This window comes from Streptomyces sp. NPDC046821, from assembly GCF_040645335.1.
In the GTDB taxonomy this organism is placed as follows: domain Bacteria; phylum Actinomycetota; class Actinomycetes; order Streptomycetales; family Streptomycetaceae; genus Streptomyces.
In genome coordinates this window covers 403822-422102 of record NZ_JBEYYB010000009.1, presented here as the reverse complement: position 1 = coordinate 422102, position 18281 = coordinate 403822, and the positions used below count along the sequence as shown (strand labels likewise).

The window sequence follows — 18281 nt, the reverse complement described above, 5'->3', positions numbered from 1 at the left end:
ACACCCCCCCCTGCCCCGGACCCTCTTATTTTTTGTCCGCTAACCAGCATATCCTGGGGGGGGGCCCCCCCGCCGCGGGGGGGGGGGGGGGGCGGGGCCCCCCCCCCCCCCCCCACGGCTCTCTGCTGATCTTTACCGCGAGATCATCCCTGGTCGCGGTACATCTCGGCGACGAGGAACGCCAGGTCGAGGGACTGGCTGCGGTTCAGACGGGGGTCGCAGGCCGTCTCGTAGCGCTGGTGCAGGTCGTCGACGAAGATCTCGTCGCCGCCGCCCACGCACTCGGTGACGTCGTCACCGGTGAGCTCGACGTGGATGCCGCCGGGGTGCGTGCCGAGGCCCTTGTGGACCTCGAAGAAGCCCTTGACCTCGTCGAGCACGTCGTCGAAGCGGCGGGTCTTGTGGCCCGAGGCCGCCTCGTAGGTGTTGCCGTGCATCGGGTCGGTGATCCAGGCGACGGTCGCGCCGGACGCGGTGACCTTCTCGACCAGCTCCGGGAGCTTGTCGCGGACCTTGTCGGCGCCCATGCGGACGATGAAGGTCAGGCGGCCGGGCTCGCGGTCCGGGTCGAGACGCTCGATGTACTGCAGCGCCTCCTCGGCCGTCGTCGACGGGCCGAGCTTGATGCCGATCGGGTTGCGGATCTTCGACGCGAACTCGATGTGCGCGTGGTCGAGCTGACGCGTGCGCTCACCGATCCAGACCATGTGGCCGGACACGTCGTACAGGCTGCCCGTACGCGAGTCCACGCGGGTCAGCGCCGACTCGTAGTCGAGCAGCAGCGCCTCGTGGGAGGCGTAGAACTCGACCGTCTGGAACTCGGCCGGGTCGGTGCCGCAGGCGCGCATGAAGTTCAGCGCGTTGTCGATCTCGCGGGCGAGCTGCTCGTAGCGCTGGCCGGACGGGGACGACTTCACGAAGTCCTGGTTCCAGGCGTGCACCTGGCGCAGGTCGGCGTAACCGCCGGTGGTGAAGGCGCGCACCAGGTTGAGCGTGGAGGCGGACGCGTTGTACATCCGCTTCAGGCGCTCGGGGTCCGGGATCCGGGCCTCTTCGGTGAAGGCGAAGCCGTTGACGGAGTCGCCCCGGTAGGTCGGGAGCGTCACCCCGTCACGGGTCTCGGTGGGCTTGGAGCGCGGCTTGGAGTACTGGCCGGCGATGCGGCCGACCTTCACGACCGGCACCGAGGCGGCGTAGGTGAGGACGGCGCCCATCTGGAGCAGCGTCTTCAGCTTGTTGCGGATGTGGTCGGCCGACACGGCGTCGAAGGCCTCGGCACAGTCGCCGCCCTGGAGGAGGAACGCCTCTCCCTTGGCGACGGCCGCCAGTCGGGCGCGCAGCTGGTCGCACTCGCCCGCGAAGACGAGCGGCGGATACGACTCGAGGTCCGCGATCACTGCGCGCAGAGCCTCGGTGTCGGGGTACTCGGGCTGCTGCGCCGCGGGCAGGTCTCGCCAGGTGTTGCCAGCGCTCGCGCTGGTCTTAGCGTTCACGGTCACGTCGCCAACAGTACGGGGTCGGATGGGCCGTCCAGCCGACTGCTCACCCTTTGAGACACGTCGTGAGACACGTCGTCCGTGGCCGACTCGTCCACCTGTCCGGTAGGGTGCGGCCCATGTTCGCGCACTCGACCCGTAACTGGTGGTGGACCGCTCATCCGGCGGCCCACTGACTGCGCGTACGACGAACGCGAAGGCCGCCCCGAGGGCGGCCTTCAGTGTTTTCCGGGACCTGGCCGTTCCTCTCCGCACCGGAGTCACGAAGGAACCCACAGCCATGGATCTGTCCCAGCTCCTGCACGACGACCGCCCCTTCGCGCTGCTGCGCCGCCGCGCGCCCGGCCGTGACCACGACACCGTGGAACTGCTCGTCGGCCCGGTGAGCACGTACGACCGGCTCGCCGACATCCCGGAGGGCCTCGCCCTCGTGCCGTTCCGGCAGATCAGGGAGCGCGGCTTCGACGTCCGCGACGACGGCACCCCGCTCGCGGTGCTCACCCCCGAGGAGACGTACGAGCTGCCGCTGGCCGACGTGCTGGAGCAGCTGCCCGCGCATGACGTGGCCGTGACGGACGGCGGTTTCGACGTGGACGACGACGCGTACGCGGACATCGTGGGCCGGGTGCTGCGGGACGAGATCGGGCGGGGCGAGGGCGCGAACTTCGTGATCCGGCGGACGTACGAGGGCGAGATCGCGGGGTTCGGGCGGGCCGACGCGCTGGCGCTGTTCCGGCGGCTGCTCGCCGGGGAGCGGGGCGCGTACTGGACGTTCGTCGTACACACCGGGGAGCGGACGCTGGTGGGGGCGAGCCCTGAGGTGCATGTGCGGATGAGCGGCGGGACCGTCGTCATGAATCCCATCAGCGGCACCTACCGCTACCCGGCCGAGGGCCCGAGCGCGGAGAGCCTGCTCGACTTCCTGTCCGACGGGAAGGAGATCGAGGAGCTGTCGATGGTCGTCGACGAGGAACTCAAGATGATGTGCACCGTCGGCGACATGGGCGGCGTCGTGATCGGCCCGCGCCTGAAGGAGATGGCCCATCTCGCGCACACCGAGTACGAGTTGCGGGGCCGGTCGTCGCTCGACGTACGCGATGTCCTGAAGGAGACCATGTTCGCGGCGACAGTCACGGGGTCCCCGGTGCAGAACGCGTGCCGCGTCATCGAGCGCCATGAGGTGGGCGGGCGCGGGTACTACGCGGGGGCGCTCGCCCTGATCGGGCGGGACGCGGGCGGGGCCCAGACCCTGGACTCCCCGATCCTGATCCGTACGGCCGACATCGACGCGGCCGGGAAGCTGCGGGTGGCGGTCGGGGCGACCCTCGTGCGCGGCTCGGACCCGGCGAGCGAGGTGCAGGAGACGCACGCGAAGGCGGCCGGGGTCCTCGCGGCGCTCGGGGTGCGGCCGGGGCGGCCGCGGGGCGAGGGCGTTCGGCCGGCGCTCGCCGACGATCCTCGGGTGCAGGCGGCGCTGGACGGGCGGCGGTCGGCGCTCGCGCCGTTCTGGCTGCGGATGCAGGAGCGGTCGGCGGCGCTCACGGGGCACGCGCTCGTGGTCGACGCCGAGGACACGTTCACCGCGATGCTGGCGCACCTGCTGCGCTCGTCCGGCCTGACGGTGACCGTGCGGCGCTACGACGAGCCGGGGCTGCGGGACGCGGTGCTCGCGCACGAGGGGCCGCTCGTGCTCGGGCCCGGTCCGGGCGACCCGTCGGACACGGCCGACCCGAAGATGCGCTTCCTGCGCGCGCTGACGGCCGAGGTGCTGCGGGACCACCGGCACGGGGTGCTCGGGGTGTGCCTGGGCCATGAGCTGATCGCGGCCGAGCTGGGCCTGGACATCGTGCGCAAGCAGGTCCCGTACCAGGGGGCGCAGACGGAGGTCGACCTGTTCGGGCGGGTCGAGACCGTCGGTTTCTACAACAGTTTCGTGGCGCGCTGCGACGACGACGCGGCGGCGGAGCTGGCGGCGCACGGCGTGGAGGTGAGCCGGGACGCGGCGAGCGGCGAGGTGCACGCGCTGCGGGCACCCGGCTTCGGCGGGGTGCAGTTCCACCCGGAGTCGGTGCTGTCCCTGCGCGGGGCGGACGTCGTGCGGGAGCTGCTCGGTCAGCTGCTGGGCGCGGCGGGGACGAGGACGTTGTCGGAGCGGCGGCCCGCCTGATAGTCGAGTACGTTGCGCACCGTGGTCTCGATGATCTGGCTCACCGCGTCCACGGTGTAGTACGCCTGGTGGGACGTGACCAGGACGTTCGGGAAGGTGACGAGGCGGGCCAGGGTGTCGTCCTCGATGACTTCGAGCGACCTGTCGACGAAGAAGAGCCCGGCCTCGGCCTCGTACACGTCGAGGCCGACGCCGGTGAAGCGGCCCTCGCGCAGCTCGGCGACGAGGGCCTTGGTGTCGACGAGGCCGCCGCGGCTGGAGTTCACGAGGATCGCGTCGTCCTTCATGGTGCGCAGGGCGGCGCTGTCGACGATGTGCTCGGTGGCGGGCAGCAGGGGCAGGTGCAGGCTGATCAGGTCGGCCTCGGCGAAGAGGGTCTCCTTGTCGACGTACTTCATGCCGAGTCCGAGGCAGGCCGGGTTCTCCTCGATGTCCCAGCCGAGCAGGTTCATGCCGAAGCCGTGGGCGATGCGGGTGAACGCCTCGCCGATCCGTCCCGTGCCGAGGACGCCGGCGGTGCGGCCGCGCAGGTCGCGGCCCATCAGCCCGTCGAGCCGGAAGTCGAAGTCACGGGTCCGGCGGGAGGCGCGGACGATGTGCCGGTTGACGGCCGTCGCCAGCGCCCACGCGAACTCGGCGACCGAGTACGGCGAGTAGGCCGCGACGCGGGCGACGGTGATGCCGAGGCGTTCGGCGACGTCCAGGTCGATGTTGTTGAAGCCGGTGGAGCGCTGGGCGACCATCTGCGTGCCGCCGGCGGCGAGGGTCTGCAGGACGTGGTTGTTCAGGGAGGCGTTGACGCTGCTGGAGATGATCTCGTAGCCGGCCGCGATGGGGGCGGTGTCCTCGTTCAGGAAGACGTCCAGGCAGCGGACCTCGTGATGGCCCTCGAACGCCTTCTCCAGGAGGGGCTTCTCGTCGGACTGCACGCCGAATGCGAGGATCTCCACGACTGCTCCCGTTCCTTCCGCATCTCGTCCATATCGCGTCGTGTGTGCCGTTACGGGCGAATATACGGGGGAGGTGCGGGCCCCGACACCGGAGGATCTCCGGCCGGTGCGCCTCAGCCGAAGAAGACCCCGGCCTCCTCGTAGAGCGCCGGATCGACCGTCTTCAGCCGGGCGGTCGCCTCCGCGATCGGCACCCGCACGATGTCCGTGCCGCGCAGCGCGACCATCTTGCCGAAGTCGCGGTCGCGCACCGCGTCGATCGCGTGCAGCCCGAAGCGGGTGGCGAGCCAGCGGTCGAAGGCGCTGGGGGTGCCGCCGCGCTGGACGTGACCGAGGACGGTGGTCCGCGCCTCGTTGCCGGTGCGCCGCTCGACCTCCTTGGCCAGCCACTCCCCCACACCGGAGAGCCGGACGTGCCCGAACGAGTCGAGCGACTCGTCCTTGAGGACCATCTGCCCGTCCTTCGGCATCGCGCCCTCGGCGATGACGACGATGGGCGCGTACGAGGCCCGGAAGCGGGAGGTCACCCACGTGCAGACCTGCTCGATGTCGAAGCGCTGCTCGGGGATGAGGATGACATTCGCGCCGCCCGCGAGCCCCGAGTGCAGGGCGATCCAGCCCGCGTGCCGGCCCATGACCTCGACGACGAGGACCCGCATGTGCGACTCGGCGGTGGTGTGCAGCCGGTCGATGGCCTCGGTCGCGATGCCGACGGCGGTGTCGAAGCCGAAGGTGTAGTCGGTGGCGGACAGGTCGTTGTCGATGGTCTTCGGTACGCCGACGACGGGCACCCCGTACTCGTCGGTGAGGCGGGCGGCGACGCCGAGGGTGTCCTCGCCGCCGATCGCGATCAGCGCCCCGACCTCCTCCTTGGCGAGGGTCTCCTTGATCCGGCGGACGCCGTCCTCGACCTTGAGGGGGTTGGTGCGGGAGGAGCCGAGGATGGTGCCGCCGCGGGGCAGGATGCCGCGGACGGCGGGGATGTCGAGCTGTACGGTCCGGTTCTCCAGTGGTCCGCGCCAGCCGTCCCGGAAGCCGACGAAGTCGTACCCGTACTCCTGAACGCCCTTGCGGACGACGCCCCGGATGACCGCGTTGAGCCCGGGGCAGTCGCCGCCTCCGGTCAGTACTCCGACCCGCATGGAAATGTCCCTTCACCACGACGCTGTGAGCTGACCGTGGCCACGCTAGTGGTGACCCGCGTCACTTCGGCGTGATGTGAAGGGTGAATTCGGCTGAAAGGGGCGGGAGTTGATGCCCGCGTTGGTCCGGTGCGGTTACGCGTCGCCGGTGCGGTGCGGTTACGGGTCGCCGGGCTGGTGCGGTTACGCGTCGCCGGTCCGGTGCGGTTACTCGTAGCCGGTCCGGTGCGGTTACGCGTCGTCGAGGCCGCGCTCGATGGCGTACCGGACGAGCTCCACTCTGTTGTGCAGCTGGAGCTTGCCCAGGGTGTTCTGTACGTGGTTCTGCACGGTGCGGTGCGAGATGACGAGGCGCTCGGCGATCTGCTTGTAGCTCAGGCCCTTGGCGACCAGGCGCAGGACCTCGGTCTCGCGGTCGGTGAGCTGGGGGGCCTTGGGCTCGTCGGCGCCGGTGGCGGGCGCCGGTTCGGAGGCGAGGCGGCGGTACTCGCCGAGGACGAGGCCCGCGAGTCCCGGGGTGAAGACGGGGTCACCGGCCGCCGTGCGGCGTACCGCGTCGGTCAGCTCTTCGGTGGACGCCGACTTCAGCAGATAGCCGGTGGCGCCGGACTTGACCGCCTCCAGGACGTCGGCGTGCTCCCCGCTCGCGGAGAGGACGAGGACGCGCAGGGCGGGGTTGGCGCCGACGAGTTCCTTGCAGACCTGGACGCCGGGCTTCGCCGGGAGGTTCAGGTCGAGTACGAGGACGTCGGGCGCGGCGGCACCCGCCCGCCGTACCGCCTGCTCGCCGTCGCCCGCGGTGGCGACCACGTCGAACCCGGCCTCGGCCAGGTCCCTCGCGACGGCGTCGCGCCACATCGGGTGATCGTCGACCACCATGACCCTGATCGCGCCGCCCTGCTCCTGCTGCCCGGTCATCGTGCCGATCCCGCCTTCCCCCGTGAAACCTTCGGAACTGTCAGTTCGACCTCGGTGCCCTGTCCCGGCACCGAGATCAGCTCGGCCGTGCCGCCGATGTCGCGCAGCCTGCCGCGGATCGACTGGGCGACCCCGAGCCGCCCCTCCCCCTCGGCCTGCGCGAGCCGCCCGTCCGGGATGCCGGGGCCGTCGTCCCGCACCGTCACGATCACCGCGTCGGGCTCGTCCTCGACCAGGATCCAGGCGCGGGCGTCCGCCCCTGCGTGCCTGCGCACATTGTCCAGGGCGGCACTGACAGCGGCGGCCAGCTCCTTCGCCGCGGCCGGGGCGAGCAGCACGGGCGCGCCCGGTTCGGCGAAGCTGACCCGCGATCCGGCGTGCGCGGCGAGCAGGGACCGCAGGTCGCAGGGGACCGCCGCTCCCTCGGGCCCGTCTTCGTCCGGTACGTCCACGGTCCGTACGAGCGCGCCCTGCGAGGCGTCCTCGGAGACGTGCGACGTGGGTACGAGGCCGCCGGCGACCAGGGTGCGCAGGGCGACCTCCTGTTCGCCGGCCATCCGGCCGAGCTCGGCGGCCTCGCCGCCCAGGGCGGTGCCTCGGCGCTGGACCATGGCCAGGACCTGGAGCACGCCGTCATGGATGTCGCGCGCGAGGCGTTCGCGTTCGCGGGTGGCGGCCTCGATCTCCAGGGCGCGCGCGAGGGTGCGCTCGGACGCGCGGGCCACCTCGACGACGTAGCCGATGGCGACCGAGGCGATGCAGACCAGGAGGACGTTGTGGACGGTGTCGCGGCTGAAGGCGCCTCGCTGCACCACGTTCGCGACGCCGACGAGCAGCGAGGCGAAGGCCGCCCAGCGCCAGCCGCCCTTGATCGCGTACGCGAGGACCGCGCCCGCCGTCCATATCGACGGCAGCGTCGGGCCGCCGGCCAGGATCCGGCTGTGCGCGACGGCGACCGGGGTGAGCAGGATCCCGGCGAGCGCGATCGTCAGGTCGGCGGCGAGGAAGCGCTTGGTGCAGCTCGCCGCGTTCGCGACCCTGGGCAGGGTGGCCAGCGTCCACACGGCGATGACGGCGAAGTAGACGTTCGCCACCCAGGGGCGGACGAACTGGTCGTACGCGAAGACGTAGAGGCCGATCGCGTACAGCATCGTCAGGATCCGGTACGCCGTCAGCGCGCGCCACAGCGGCTGCTCGACGGACATCCTCATCACGCGCTCGCGCCCGGCCACGCCCCCACCCCCGTAAAACAACCACCGCTTCGAGAAATGAACGACGCGGCTACCCGGCCGGCCGTTCCTTCTCGGATTTCTCGGATGCGCTTCCCTTGGCGGCTTCCGCCTTCGCCTTGGCCTCGGCCTTCGCCGCGTCCGCGATCTGCCGCTTGGCGGCGGTCGCGTACATGTCGACGTACTCCTGGCCGGAGAGCTTCATGATCTCGTACATGACCTCGTCGGTCACCGCGCGCAGGACGAAGCGGTCGTGCTCCATGCCCTGGTAGCGGGTGAAGTCGAGGGGCTTGCCGATGCGGATGCCTGGGCGCATCAGCTTGGGGACGACCTTGCCGGGAGGCTGGATCTTCTCCGTGTCGATCATCGCGACGGGGATGACGGGGGCGCCGGTGGCGAGCGCCACGCGCGCGAGGCCGCCGGGCTTGCCGCGGTACAGGCGGCCGTCGGGCGAGCGGGTGCCTTCGGGGTAGATGCCGAAGAGCTCGCCGCGCTCCAGGACCTCGATGCCGCTCTTGACGGCGGCCTCGCCCGCGCCGCGCGAACCGGAGCGGTCCACCGGGAGCTGGCCGACGCCCTTGAAGAAGGCGGCCGTGAGCTTGCCCTTCACACCCGGCGTCGTGAAGTACTCGGCCTTCGCGATGAAGGTGACCTTCCGGTCGAGCACGGCCGGGAGGAAGAACGAGTCGGAGAACGACAGATGGTTGCTGGCCAGGATGGCGGGGCCCGCTGCGGGAATGTTCTCGAGGCCCTCCACCCAGGGCCGGAAGCCGATCTTCAGCGGCCCGCCGATGGCCACCTTCATTGCGCCGTAGATCAACCCACTGCCTTCCTTAGTCCTGGATCAGACCTTAACCCGCACCACCGCCCACCAGCCCGACGACCCTGGTCGGTGTCAGCGCGGTCGCGTACGGTGAAGTACGCCTGGCAGTACCGGGCAGTTCCCTCTCGCAGTTCCTGTCGCAGTTCCTCTTCGCAATTCCCTGAATCCCCCCATTCTCACGAATTCTCACGAACAGGAGACCGAAGGTGCCGGTCATGCCTGGAGCCGAGCCGTACCGCCACGAAGGCGGCGAGATCGGTGTCCTCCTCTGTCACGGTTTCACCGGTTCCCCGCAGTCGATGCGCCCCTGGGCGGAATACCTGGCGGAGCGCGGCCTGACCGTCTCGCTCCCCCTGCTCCCGGGCCACGGCACGCGCTGGGAGGACCTGAACGTCACGGGCTGGCAGGACTGGTACGCGGAGGTGGACCGCGCCCTGCGCGATCTGCTGGAGCGCTGCTCGCAGGTCTTCGTCATGGGCCTGTCGATGGGCGGCACGCTGGCGCTGCGGCTCGCGGCGAAGCACGGGACCGACGTGGCGGGACTCGTCCTGGTGAACCCGGGGAACAAGGTGCACGGCCTCGCCGCGCACGCGCTGCCCGTGGCCCGGCACCTGGTGCGCTCGACGAAGGGCATCGCCAGCGACATCGCCAAGGAGGACGTGGCGGAGACAGGTTACGACCGGGTGCCGCTGCACGCCGCGCACTCCCTGCGGAACTTCTTCCGCATGGTCGACGGTGAACTGCCGCAGGTGACACAGCCGTTGGTGGTCCTGCACAGCACGCAGGACCATGTGGTGCCGCCCGCCGACTCCGCGCGCGTGCTCAGCCGGGTCTCGTCGACGGACGTCACGGAGATCCTGCTGGAACAGAGCTACCACGTGGCGACGTTGGACCATGACGCGGACCGGATCTTCGACGAGAGCTACGCGTTCATCGGCCGGCTCGCCCCCAGCCTCGGCAAGGAAGGGACGGCCACAGGTGGCTGAGCAGGACCGGCGTGAGTCCGGCAGCGACGAGAGCCGCGAGCCGGAGGACGCGGCCGCGGAGGCGGCCGCGCCGGACACGGCCCTGCCCGGCGCGGAGTCCACGGCGGCGGAGGACGCCGGTCCGGCCGTCGACGAGGACGCGGCCTGGGCCGCGATCGTCGCGGGATACGGCGAGGAGCCGCCGGACCCGCCGGGCGCGAAGCCGTTCCGGACCATCGAGGACCTGGCCCTGCCGGAACCGGAGACGGAGACGCACGACGCGGAGGAGCCCGAGCGGCCCGCGTCGCCCCTGGGCTCGTCCATCTCCTTCGCGCCGGGCGTCGGCGGTCCCCGCGACTACGCCCCGACCGAGCCGTCCGACGAGGACGACGAGGACGACGACGACCACTTCGTCCCGCCGGAGCCCCCGCCGCTCCCGGACGCCGACGTCACCGCCAAGTTCGCCTGGCTCGGCGTGGTCGGCGGCCCGGTCCTGCTGCTGCTCTCTGTCCTGCTCGGCTGGGACATGACGTGGTGGCTCACGACCCTGTGCGTCGGCGGCTTCCTCGGCGGCTTCGCCACACTGGTGGCCCGCATGAAGGGCGACGAGGACGACGATGATCCGGGGCGGGGGGCGGTCGTCTGACGGGTCCGTCCCGGGTGGCGTGAGTCGGCGCCGGGTCGCTTGGGGCGGCCCCGGGCGGACGGGGTGCGGGTCGGTTCCGGGAGTCCGGGGTGCGGGCTGGTTCCGGCCCACCAGAGCACAGGCCAGCCCCGGCCCGCCAAAGCGCAGATTCAGCCCCCGCCCGCCAAAGCCCAAGTCACCCCCGCCCCGCCGGAATGCGAAGCGCGGCCAGCACCGGTAGGTGGTCCGTCGCCGCCCGCAGATCGTCCCCGCACACACCCGGCAGCTCCGCAGGAACCCCGCAGCCCAGTACCTCGACCCCCGGCGTCGCCAGGATCGCGTCGATGCGCTGGTGCGGGTCGGCCGGGGTCGACGTGTGCTCGCCGCCCCACGGCTTCGTCGCCCACGCGTCCTGGAGGGCGCCCGCGAGGCGGCGGAACGTGCGGCCGCCGGGGCGTTCGTTGAGGTCGCCGCCCGCGACCGCGTGCTCGACGCCGAGCGCGTCCAGCCGGTCGAGCAGCATTCCGCCCTGCGCGTACCGCTCGTCCTTCTGCAGGCTCAGATGGCAGCTCAGCACACCGACCCTCGCGCCGCCGAAGCGGACGACAGCGGTCGAGAAGCCGCGCCGGTGCTGGCCGGGGGTCAGGGGCAGCAGGACGTCCTCGGTCCGTTCCACGGTGGCGCGCAGGGAGCAGAGCAGCGCGGGGCCGGCCGCCGTACCGCCGCCAGAGAGCATCACCAGGTCCGAGGCTGCCGCGAGCTTGGCGAGCTTCTTGCGCCAGCGGAAGAAGCGGGGCGCCTCCTGGACGAGGACCAGGTCAGGGGCGCACGCGGCGATGACGCGCGCGAGCGCATCCGTGTCGTCGCGCATCGAGCGGATGTTGTAGCTGAGTACCCGGACGACGGCCGAACCGTCGGGTTCCGTACGGGAGTTGGGGAGCGATCCGGTGACCATGAAGGTCAACATACGCCGGACGCCCGCCGATTCTCCGGGGAAACGGCGGGCGTCCGGGGCGCAGTGGAAGTCGGTGCGTCACATGATCGGGTCGGGCTCCCGGGCCAGGTCCGCCGCGCCGACGAGGCCCGCCTCGTTGCCGAGCTGGGCGGCGATCACGTCGGCCACGGGGCGCCAGTTGCCGCCGACGAGCCAGCGCTTGTAGGACTTGCGGATCGGGTCGAGCACGAGCTCGCCCTCGTCCGAGAGGCCGCCGCCGACGATGAACGCGGACGGGTCGAAGAGCGAGGCCAGGTCGGCGAGTCCGGCACCCGCCCAGCGGGCCAGCTCGCGGTACGAGTCGACGGCCACGGGGTCGCCCTGGCGGGCGGCCATGGAGACATGCTTGCCCTCGATACCGTCGGGGGTGCCGTCGCCCAGCGAGAGCAGGAACTCGGCGTTCTCCGGGGCCGCGTTGGCGCGCTGCCTGGCGTAGCGGACGAGGGCGCGGCCGGAGGCGTACTGCTCCCAGCAGCCCTGGCTGCCGCAGCCGCACAACAGGCCGTCCGGCACCATCCGGATGTGGCCGAACTCGGCGGCCACGCCGAAGTGCCCGCGGCGCAGCTTGTTGCCGATGATGATGCCGCCGCCGAGGCCGGTGCCGAGGGTGATGCAGATGACGTTGCGGTGGCCCTTGCCGGCGCCGAACTTGTACTCGCCCCAGGCCGCCGCGTTCGCGTCGTTCTCCACGACGACCGGGAGGCCGACGCGCTTCTCGACCTCGTCCTTCAGCGGTTCCTGGCGCCAGTCGATGTTGGGCGCGAAGTACACCGTGGAGCGCTGGCGGTTGACGTATCCGGCGGCGCCGATGCCCACGCCGACGATCTCGTGTCCCACGCGGGCGCCCTCGACGGCGGAGGCGATCGCGTCCACGATGCCCACGGGCGTGCCGGGGGTCGGCACCTTGTGCATCGAGAGGATGTTGCCGTCCTCGTCGACCACGCCGGCCGCGATCTTGGTCCCGCCGATGTCGACGCCGATGGTGAGTCCCATGAATCCCTCAAATCCGGTCGAGCCCCGCTAGGGAAACCGTACCGCTTGAGGTCCCTCAATCGAGGTCGATGTGTTCACCTTTTGAAGGGTCGTCGGGGCCCTCGTCGCGGGGGTCGCTGCCGTCCTGTGCGGGCTTCGTGTCGCGGGCGTCGGCGCCGCTTTGGGCGTCGTGCGCGCGCTGGGTCCAGCGCTGCTCCTGGCGCTCGACCGCGGAGCGGTAGGCGGCGAGGAGTTCGTTGCCGGCGGCGGCCAGGTGGTCGAAGACCTCGGGGTTGCGTTCGACGACCGGCTCGACGGCGGCCTTGGCCTGCTTCACGACCTGGCTGACGACCTGCTGGGCGGTGCCTTGCGCGACCGCGCCGAACAGGGGTGACTGCAGGCCGGAGAGCTTGTCGGCGACGGCGTCGACGAGCTTGCGCAGCTCCTCGGCGGCCGAGCCGGGCGGGGGCCCGGACCGCTCACGGCGGCGGGCCTTCTCCTGTGCGAGGTCCTCGGCGCACGCCTTCGCCCAGGCGTCGGCGTCGGCCTCGGGGGTTGGCTGCTCGGTGGCGTCGCTCATGGCGGCTGTCTCCTGCGGAGAGCGTGTGGGGGATGCGCCCGGGGTGGGTGCTCCGGGTGCTCCGGTCGGGTGCGCTTACCTTCGACGTTACCCGAACGGGGGTGGCCCGTTCACTCTCCGCGCGGCCACAGACCGGGGTCCGGCCGGAACCTGACGCTCAGCACTCCGTCGCGCATACCGGCCCCGGCGACGGTGCAGCGGCGCAGGGCGGACGGCAGGGTGACGATGCGGCGCAGCGGCCCGACGGTGACGACGAGTTCGTCGCCGCGCCGGACGAGTCCGAGGTCCTCGCGGACGGCGCCGGGCAGCGGCAGCTTCCAGACCAGAACGCCGTCTTCCGCGATGCGGTCCTCGACGGGCCGGTCGACGGCGGGCGGCATGTCTACGTCGGCGGGCGTGCCGAGCGCCAGGAGGTCGCCGGCGCCGTGCGGGTCCCGGCCGAGGTGCGGGAGTTCGTGGACGTCGTACGTGCCGTGCCAGGCGGCGACGACCTTGCGCTGGCGGGCGGCGGCGTCGGTGAGCCAGGGGTCGGTGGAGCCGTCGGGCAGGACACGGGAGGCGAGCAGCGCGTCGGCGCGCAGGCCGTGCAGGGCGAGGCCGGTGCCGGTGGCGGTGAGGATGTCGGCGGCGGCCTGGGTGGGTTCGGCGACGAGGCGTACGGTCGTGTGCTCGTCCTCGATGACGGCCTGGACGGCGGCGAGTTCGTCGTCCCAGCGGGCCGCGGTCTCGTACAGCCCCTCGGCGGGCATGGGGACGCCGGCGAGGCGGCCGAGCAGGGGGCGCAGGGCGCGGGCGGCCTGCCGTTCGGGGGGCAGGAGGCGGCGCAGATAGCGGCGCAGCTGTTCCGGCAGGGCGAGCAGCGCGAGGGCCTGCGGCGCCGGCGGAAGATCGACGACGACGAGGTCGTACGGGCCGTGGGAACTGTCGCGCAGGGCGCGGAGCAGGGCGAGTTCATGGCTGCCGGGCAGCGGAGTCAGCTCTTCCGCGTCGAGCCGGGTGGCGCCCAGCATGTCCAGGGCGGACGCGGCCCGCTCCTGAAGGTCGACGAGATCCGCGCGGAGCCGGTTGGCCGGGTCGAGACGTATCGCGGTGAGCCCGGGCTCGACGGTCGTGGGCACCGCACCCGTGGACGTACCGAGGGCGGCCCCGAGACTGTCGGTGGGATCAGCCGAGAGCACCAGGGCACGAACTCCCCGCCGAGCGGCGACGAGAGCGGTGGCCGCAGCGACGGCAGTCCGGCCAGAACCGCCAGGACCGGTGACAAGGACGGTACGCATGGAGATTGAGGCTACCGGGGGCGACGGCGGGGCTGGACGGGGCGATGGGTCGGGACCGGCGAAGCGCGGCTGCCGAGCGCGAGATCGAGCCGGGGAACGGCGGCCGGAACGGGGTCCGAGCGGGCCCCGAGCGGGGCCGGGGATCTGGACGAGGGCTGAGCGAGAGCCGGACGCGGGCCCGATTTCAAGCCGCGAACAGGGCGACAGACGCGAGCCCGAGGCAATGCCCGGCCGTCGAACGGAGATCCGCCTCCGGGCCGGGGTTGTGGTCACGGCCGAGAGCAGGCCCGAGCCGGGAATCCGCCACCGCACGTGAGTCCGCCGCCGGAAAGCGGACCCGAACCGAGGCCGGGCGCCGGGCGGAGGCAGATCGGGGACAACCACCGGACGCGAGCCCGAGTGGCCGGCCGGGGCGCCGGACTCGGACCCAGGAATCAGCCCCTGACGCGGCCCCCAAGCCTCAGACGCAGCCCCGACCCCGAACCTCGGACGCGGCTCCGCCCCCGGAACCCCCGCCCTGCTTCACTTCGTCTCGACGCGCTTCTTCAGGCCGTCCAGGGCGCGGTCGATGATGACCTTCTCCGCCTTGCGCTTGATCATGCCGAGCATGGGGATCTTGACGTCGACGGAGAGGCGGTAGGTGACCTCCGTGCCCGTGCCGGACGGCTTCAGGAGGTAGGTGCCGTCGAGGGAGCGCAGCATCTGGGACTTGACGAGGGTCCAGGAGACCTCGTTCTCGCCGGCCCAGGTGTAGGCCAGGGTCTGGTCGTCCTTGATCGCTCCGGCGTCCATGACGAGGCGCACCTTCTCGGCGCGGCCCTGGTCGTCCGTCTCCAGGACGTGGGCCTCCTTCACCTCTCCCGTCCAGTCCGGGTAGCGGGCGAAGTCCGCGATCACCCGCATGACGTCGGCCGGTGCCGCCTCGATCGTGATGCTCGAGCTGGTGTGTTCCGCCATCGCGGTGGCTCCTCCAGATGCGGTCCGTTGAGCGGTGGTGTGTATCGCGTGAAGGCTACCGCGCACAGGTGTCTCTCCTGTCACCACTCCAGCGCCCAGGGCCTGCCGGACCCCGCGAAGTGACCGACGTTGACGCACTCCGTCGCCCCGATCCGCATACGCCGGGCGAGCGGCTGGTGAACATGACCGAAAAGGGAGTACCGGGGCCGGGTGCGCCGGATCGCGGCGAGGAGCGCGCGGCTGCCCCGTTCGAAGCGGCGCGCCACCGTGTCGTAGACGAGTTCGGGAACGTCCGGCGGGATGTGGGTGCACAGCACGTCGACCTCGCCGACGGCCTCGATCTTGGCGGCGTACTCCTCGTCGCTGATCTCGTACGGCGTGCGCATCGCGGTGCGCAGTCCGCCGCCGACGAAGCCGAAGACGAGGCCGCCGATCTCGACGCGCTCGCCGTCGAGGACGGTCGTGCCGGATTCGGCGTACTCGTGCCAGAGGTGCGGAATGTCGACGTTGCCGTATGTGGCGTACGTCGGTGTCGGGAACGCGGCGAACAGCTCGGCGTACTGCTTGCGTACGGCTTTCTCGATCGCGGGTCCGCGGTCGAGCCCGTCCCACAGGCCCGCGCCGAACTCGCGTGCCTCCTCGAAGCGGCGCTCGGTGCGCAGCTCGACGATGCGGTGCGCGTTCTCCACGCCGAACAGGTCGGGGAAGATGCCCCGCGAGTGATCGGCGTAGTCGAGGAAGAGCACCAGGTCACCGAGGCAGACGAGGGCGTCCGCCCCGTCCCCCGCCCTCGCGAGGTCTGTGGAGTTTCCGTGCACATCGCTGACTACATGTACGCGCATGTGATCACCCTAGAACTGTGTGGGATTCGTGGGTAGAGGGCGCCGGACCTGCGGTTACTTCCTCTTCGCCGTTCGGGTGGACTAGGCTCTTCTGAGCAGATCCACGGCGTGTGACGCAGCGAACATCTGGCCTGGCCCCCCTACCGGAAAAGCAGTACCGGTGGGTAACGTCCGGGCAGTCCAGTCGTGCTCAGTATTCCGACCACTGAAACAACACCGCTTCAGCCGCTGAGCACTTGCCCGATCTTGGACCGCACCGTCGCACCACACCGTGCCGTGGCGCCGGTGCCCTATGAGGAGCAGCAGTCTTGCGCGAGTTCAGCCTTCCGGCCCTGTACGAGGTCCCCGCGGACGGCAACCTGACCGACATCGTCCGCAGAAACGCCGCGCAGCACCCCGATGTCGCCGTCATCGCCCGCAAGGTGAACGGCACCTGGCAGGACGTCACCGCGACCACGTTCCTGGCCGAGGTGCGCGCCGCCGCCAAGGGTCTGATCGCCTCCGGCGTACAGCCCGGCGACCGGGTCGGCCTGATGTCCCGTACGCGTTACGAGTGGACGCTGCTGGACTTCGCGATCTGGAGCGCCGGCGCGATCACCGTGCCGGTGTACGAGACCAGCTCCGCGGAGCAGATCCAGTGGATCCTCGGTGACTCCGGTGCCGTCGCCTGCGTCGTCGAGTCCGACGCGCACGCGGCCACCGTCGAGTCCGTACGCGACCGCCTCCCCGGACTCGCGAACGTCTGGCGGATCGACGGCGGTGGCGTCGAGGAGCTGGGCCGCGCGGGCGCCGGTCTCTCCGACGAGACGGTCGACGAGCGCAGCGCCGTCGCGAAGGCCGACGACCCGGCGACGATCGTCTACACCTCCGGCACCACGGGCCGCCCCAAGGGCTGCGTCCTCACGCACCGCAGCTTCTTCGCCGAGTGCGGGAACGTGGTCGAGCGCCTCAAGCCGCTCTTCCGCACGGGCGACTGTTCGGTGCTGCTGTTCCTGCCGGTGGCGCACGTCTTCGGCCGGCTGGTCGAGGTGGCCTCGCTGATGGCCCCGATCAAGCTGGGCCACGCACCCGACATCAAGGAACTCACCGACGAACTCGCCGCGTTCCGGCCGACGTTGATCCTCGGTGTGCCGCGCGTCTTCGAGAAGGTCTACAACTCTGCGCGTGCCAAGGCGCAGGCCGACGGCAAGGGCAAGATCTTCGACAAGGCGGCGGACACGGCGATCGAGTACAGCCGCGCGCTCGACACCCCCAAGGGCCCGTCGCTGGCCCTGAAGCTGAAGTACAAGACGTTCGACAAGCTCGTCTACAGCAAGCTGCGCGCCGTCCTCGGCGGTCGTGGCGAGTACGCGATCTCCGGCGGCGCCCCGCTCGGCGAGCGCCTCGGCCACTTCTTCCGCGGCATCGGCTTCACGGTCCTGGAGGGCTACGGCCTGACCGAGTCCTGCGCGGCCACCGCCTTCAACCCGTGGGACCGCCAGAAGATCGGTACGGTCGGCCAGCCGCTGCCGGGCTCGGTCGTCCGGATCGCCGACGACGGCGAGGTGCTGCTGCACGGCGAGCACCTGTTCACGGGGTACTGGAACAACGAGGCCGCGACGCGCGAGGCGCTGGCGGACGGCTGGTTCCACACGGGTGACATCGGCACGCTCGACGAGGACGGGTATCTGCGGATCACCGGCCGCAAGAAGGAGATCATCGTGACGGCGGGCGGCAAGAACGTCGCCCCGGCGGTCATCGAGGACCGCATCCGCGCTCACGCGCTGGTCGCCGAGTGCATGGTCGTCGGCGACGGCCGCCCGTTCGTGGGCGCGCTCGTCACGGTCGACGAGGAGTTCCTGGGCCGCTGGGCGGCGGAGCACGGGAAGCCTGCCGGCTCGACGGCGGTGTCCCTGCGGGACGACGCGGATCTCCAGGCGGCGATCCAGTCGGCCATCGACGACGGCAACGCGGCGGTCTCCAAGGCGGAGTCGGTCCGTAAGTTCCGCATCCTGCCGACCCAGTTCACGGAGGAGTCGGGTCACCTGACGCCTTCGCTGAAGCTGAAGCGGAATGTTGTTGCCAAGGATTACGCGGACGAGATCGAGGCGATTTATCGGGGCTGACCTTGCGGGGGCTCCGCCCCCGCGCCCCCGCGTCCCTTGTCCTCAAACGCCGGACGGGCTGGAAATCCAGCCCGTCCGGTGTTTGGTTTCCAGCCGGTCCAGGGCTTTTCGAGCCCGTCCGGCGTTGGGTTTCCAGCGCGTCCGGCCGCTTTTCCAGCCCGTCCGGCGTTGCGTTTTCAGCGCGTCCGGCCGCTTCTTCCAGCCCCTCCGGCGTTTGAGGAGCGGGGTCTGGGGCGGAG

At 71.3% G+C, this 18281-nt stretch carries 17 protein-coding genes; 5 read left to right on the top strand and 12 right to left on the bottom strand.

All coding sequences use genetic code 11. The features are described from left to right. Positions 1–143: 143 nt before the first annotated feature. A complete protein-coding gene (locus tag ABZ893_RS21020) occupies positions 144–1499 on the bottom strand; it encodes a class II 3-deoxy-7-phosphoheptulonate synthase (RefSeq protein ID WP_361405735.1) in 1356 nt (451 codons plus the stop codon). 116 nt (positions 1500–1615) lie between these two features. Here ABZ893_RS21020 and ABZ893_RS21015 point away from each other — a divergent pair, with 116 nt between their 5' ends. Continuing rightward, positions 1616–1672 (top strand): trp operon leader peptide, encoded by a 57-nt coding sequence (locus tag ABZ893_RS21015; RefSeq protein ID WP_073735655.1) that lies wholly within the window; start codon positions 1616–1618, stop codon positions 1670–1672. Positions 1673–1776: 104 nt separating this feature from the next. Continuing rightward, positions 1777–3663, top strand: coding sequence for an anthranilate synthase family protein (locus ABZ893_RS21010; RefSeq protein ID WP_361405732.1), 1887 nt, complete (start codon positions 1777–1779; stop codon positions 3661–3663). Here the strand turns inward: ABZ893_RS21010 and ABZ893_RS21005 are convergent. From ABZ893_RS21005 to ABZ893_RS20985, 5 genes are all read right to left on the bottom strand, one after another. Further along, positions 3609–4613, bottom strand: a complete 1005-nt coding sequence (locus ABZ893_RS21005) for a 2-hydroxyacid dehydrogenase (protein WP_361405729.1) — start codon at positions 4611–4613, stop codon at positions 3609–3611. The two genes, ABZ893_RS21010 and ABZ893_RS21005, sit on opposite strands and share 55 nt — an antisense overlap. Before the next feature lie 113 nt (positions 4614–4726). Continuing rightward, a complete protein-coding gene (locus ABZ893_RS21000; RefSeq protein WP_361405726.1) occupies positions 4727–5755 on the bottom strand; it encodes a 6-phosphofructokinase in 1029 nt (342 codons plus the stop codon). A 231-nt stretch (positions 5756–5986) separates the two neighbouring features. After that, entirely contained in the window at positions 5987–6673 is a 687-nt protein-coding gene (locus ABZ893_RS20995) for a response regulator transcription factor (protein WP_361405723.1), read from the bottom strand. After that, positions 6670–7905, bottom strand: coding sequence for a DUF5931 domain-containing protein (locus ABZ893_RS20990; RefSeq protein ID WP_361405720.1), 1236 nt, complete (start codon positions 7903–7905; stop codon positions 6670–6672). Before ABZ893_RS20990 ends, ABZ893_RS20995 begins: the two co-directional genes overlap by 4 nt. Before the next feature lie 49 nt (positions 7906–7954). Further along, entirely contained in the window at positions 7955–8719 is a 765-nt protein-coding gene (locus tag ABZ893_RS20985; RefSeq protein WP_361405816.1) for a lysophospholipid acyltransferase family protein, read from the bottom strand. A gap of 212 nt (positions 8720–8931) precedes the next feature. Here ABZ893_RS20985 and ABZ893_RS20980 point away from each other — a divergent pair, with 212 nt between their 5' ends. Beyond that, positions 8932–9711 (top strand): alpha/beta fold hydrolase, encoded by a 780-nt coding sequence (locus tag ABZ893_RS20980; RefSeq protein ID WP_361405717.1) that lies wholly within the window; start codon positions 8932–8934, stop codon positions 9709–9711. Continuing rightward, the gene (locus ABZ893_RS20975) at positions 9704–10336 is read left to right on the top strand and encodes a hypothetical protein (RefSeq protein ID WP_361405714.1); all 633 of its coding nucleotides are present in this window, start codon (positions 9704–9706) and stop codon (positions 10334–10336) included. Before ABZ893_RS20980 ends, ABZ893_RS20975 begins: the two co-directional genes overlap by 8 nt. 175 nt (positions 10337–10511) lie before the next feature. On the opposite strand, the gene ABZ893_RS20970 is transcribed toward ABZ893_RS20975, so the two are convergent. From ABZ893_RS20970 to ABZ893_RS20945, 6 genes are all read right to left on the bottom strand, one after another. After that, a complete protein-coding gene (locus ABZ893_RS20970) occupies positions 10512–11270 on the bottom strand; it encodes an endonuclease/exonuclease/phosphatase family protein (protein WP_361405711.1) in 759 nt (252 codons plus the stop codon). Positions 11271–11348: 78 nt separating this feature from the next. Next, a complete protein-coding gene (locus ABZ893_RS20965) occupies positions 11349–12302 on the bottom strand; it encodes an ROK family glucokinase (RefSeq protein ID WP_361405708.1) in 954 nt (317 codons plus the stop codon). Between the two features lie 55 nt (positions 12303–12357). Beyond that, on the bottom strand, positions 12358–12861 hold the full coding sequence (locus ABZ893_RS20960; protein ID WP_361405705.1) for a DUF5304 domain-containing protein: 504 nt from the start codon (positions 12859–12861) through the stop codon (positions 12358–12360). 110 nt (positions 12862–12971) lie between these two features. After that, positions 12972–14138 carry an ArsA-related P-loop ATPase gene (locus tag ABZ893_RS20955; protein WP_361405702.1) on the bottom strand — a complete coding sequence of 389 codons (1167 nt, stop codon included), beginning with the start codon at positions 14136–14138 and terminating at the stop codon, positions 12972–12974. Positions 14139–14660: 522 nt separating this feature from the next. After that, complete coding sequence (locus ABZ893_RS20950) at positions 14661–15095, bottom strand: SRPBCC family protein (protein WP_361405699.1); 435 nt, start codon at positions 15093–15095, stop codon at positions 14661–14663. An 80-nt stretch (positions 15096–15175) separates the two neighbouring features. Continuing rightward, the gene (locus ABZ893_RS20945; RefSeq protein ID WP_361405696.1) at positions 15176–15937 is read right to left on the bottom strand and encodes a metallophosphoesterase; all 762 of its coding nucleotides are present in this window, start codon (positions 15935–15937) and stop codon (positions 15176–15178) included. Between the two features lie 308 nt (positions 15938–16245). Between ABZ893_RS20945 and ABZ893_RS20940 the strand changes: the two genes are divergently transcribed. Then, on the top strand, positions 16246–18042 hold the full coding sequence (locus tag ABZ893_RS20940) for an AMP-dependent synthetase/ligase (RefSeq protein ID WP_361405693.1): 1797 nt from the start codon (positions 16246–16248) through the stop codon (positions 18040–18042). Positions 18043–18281 lie beyond the last annotated feature (239 nt).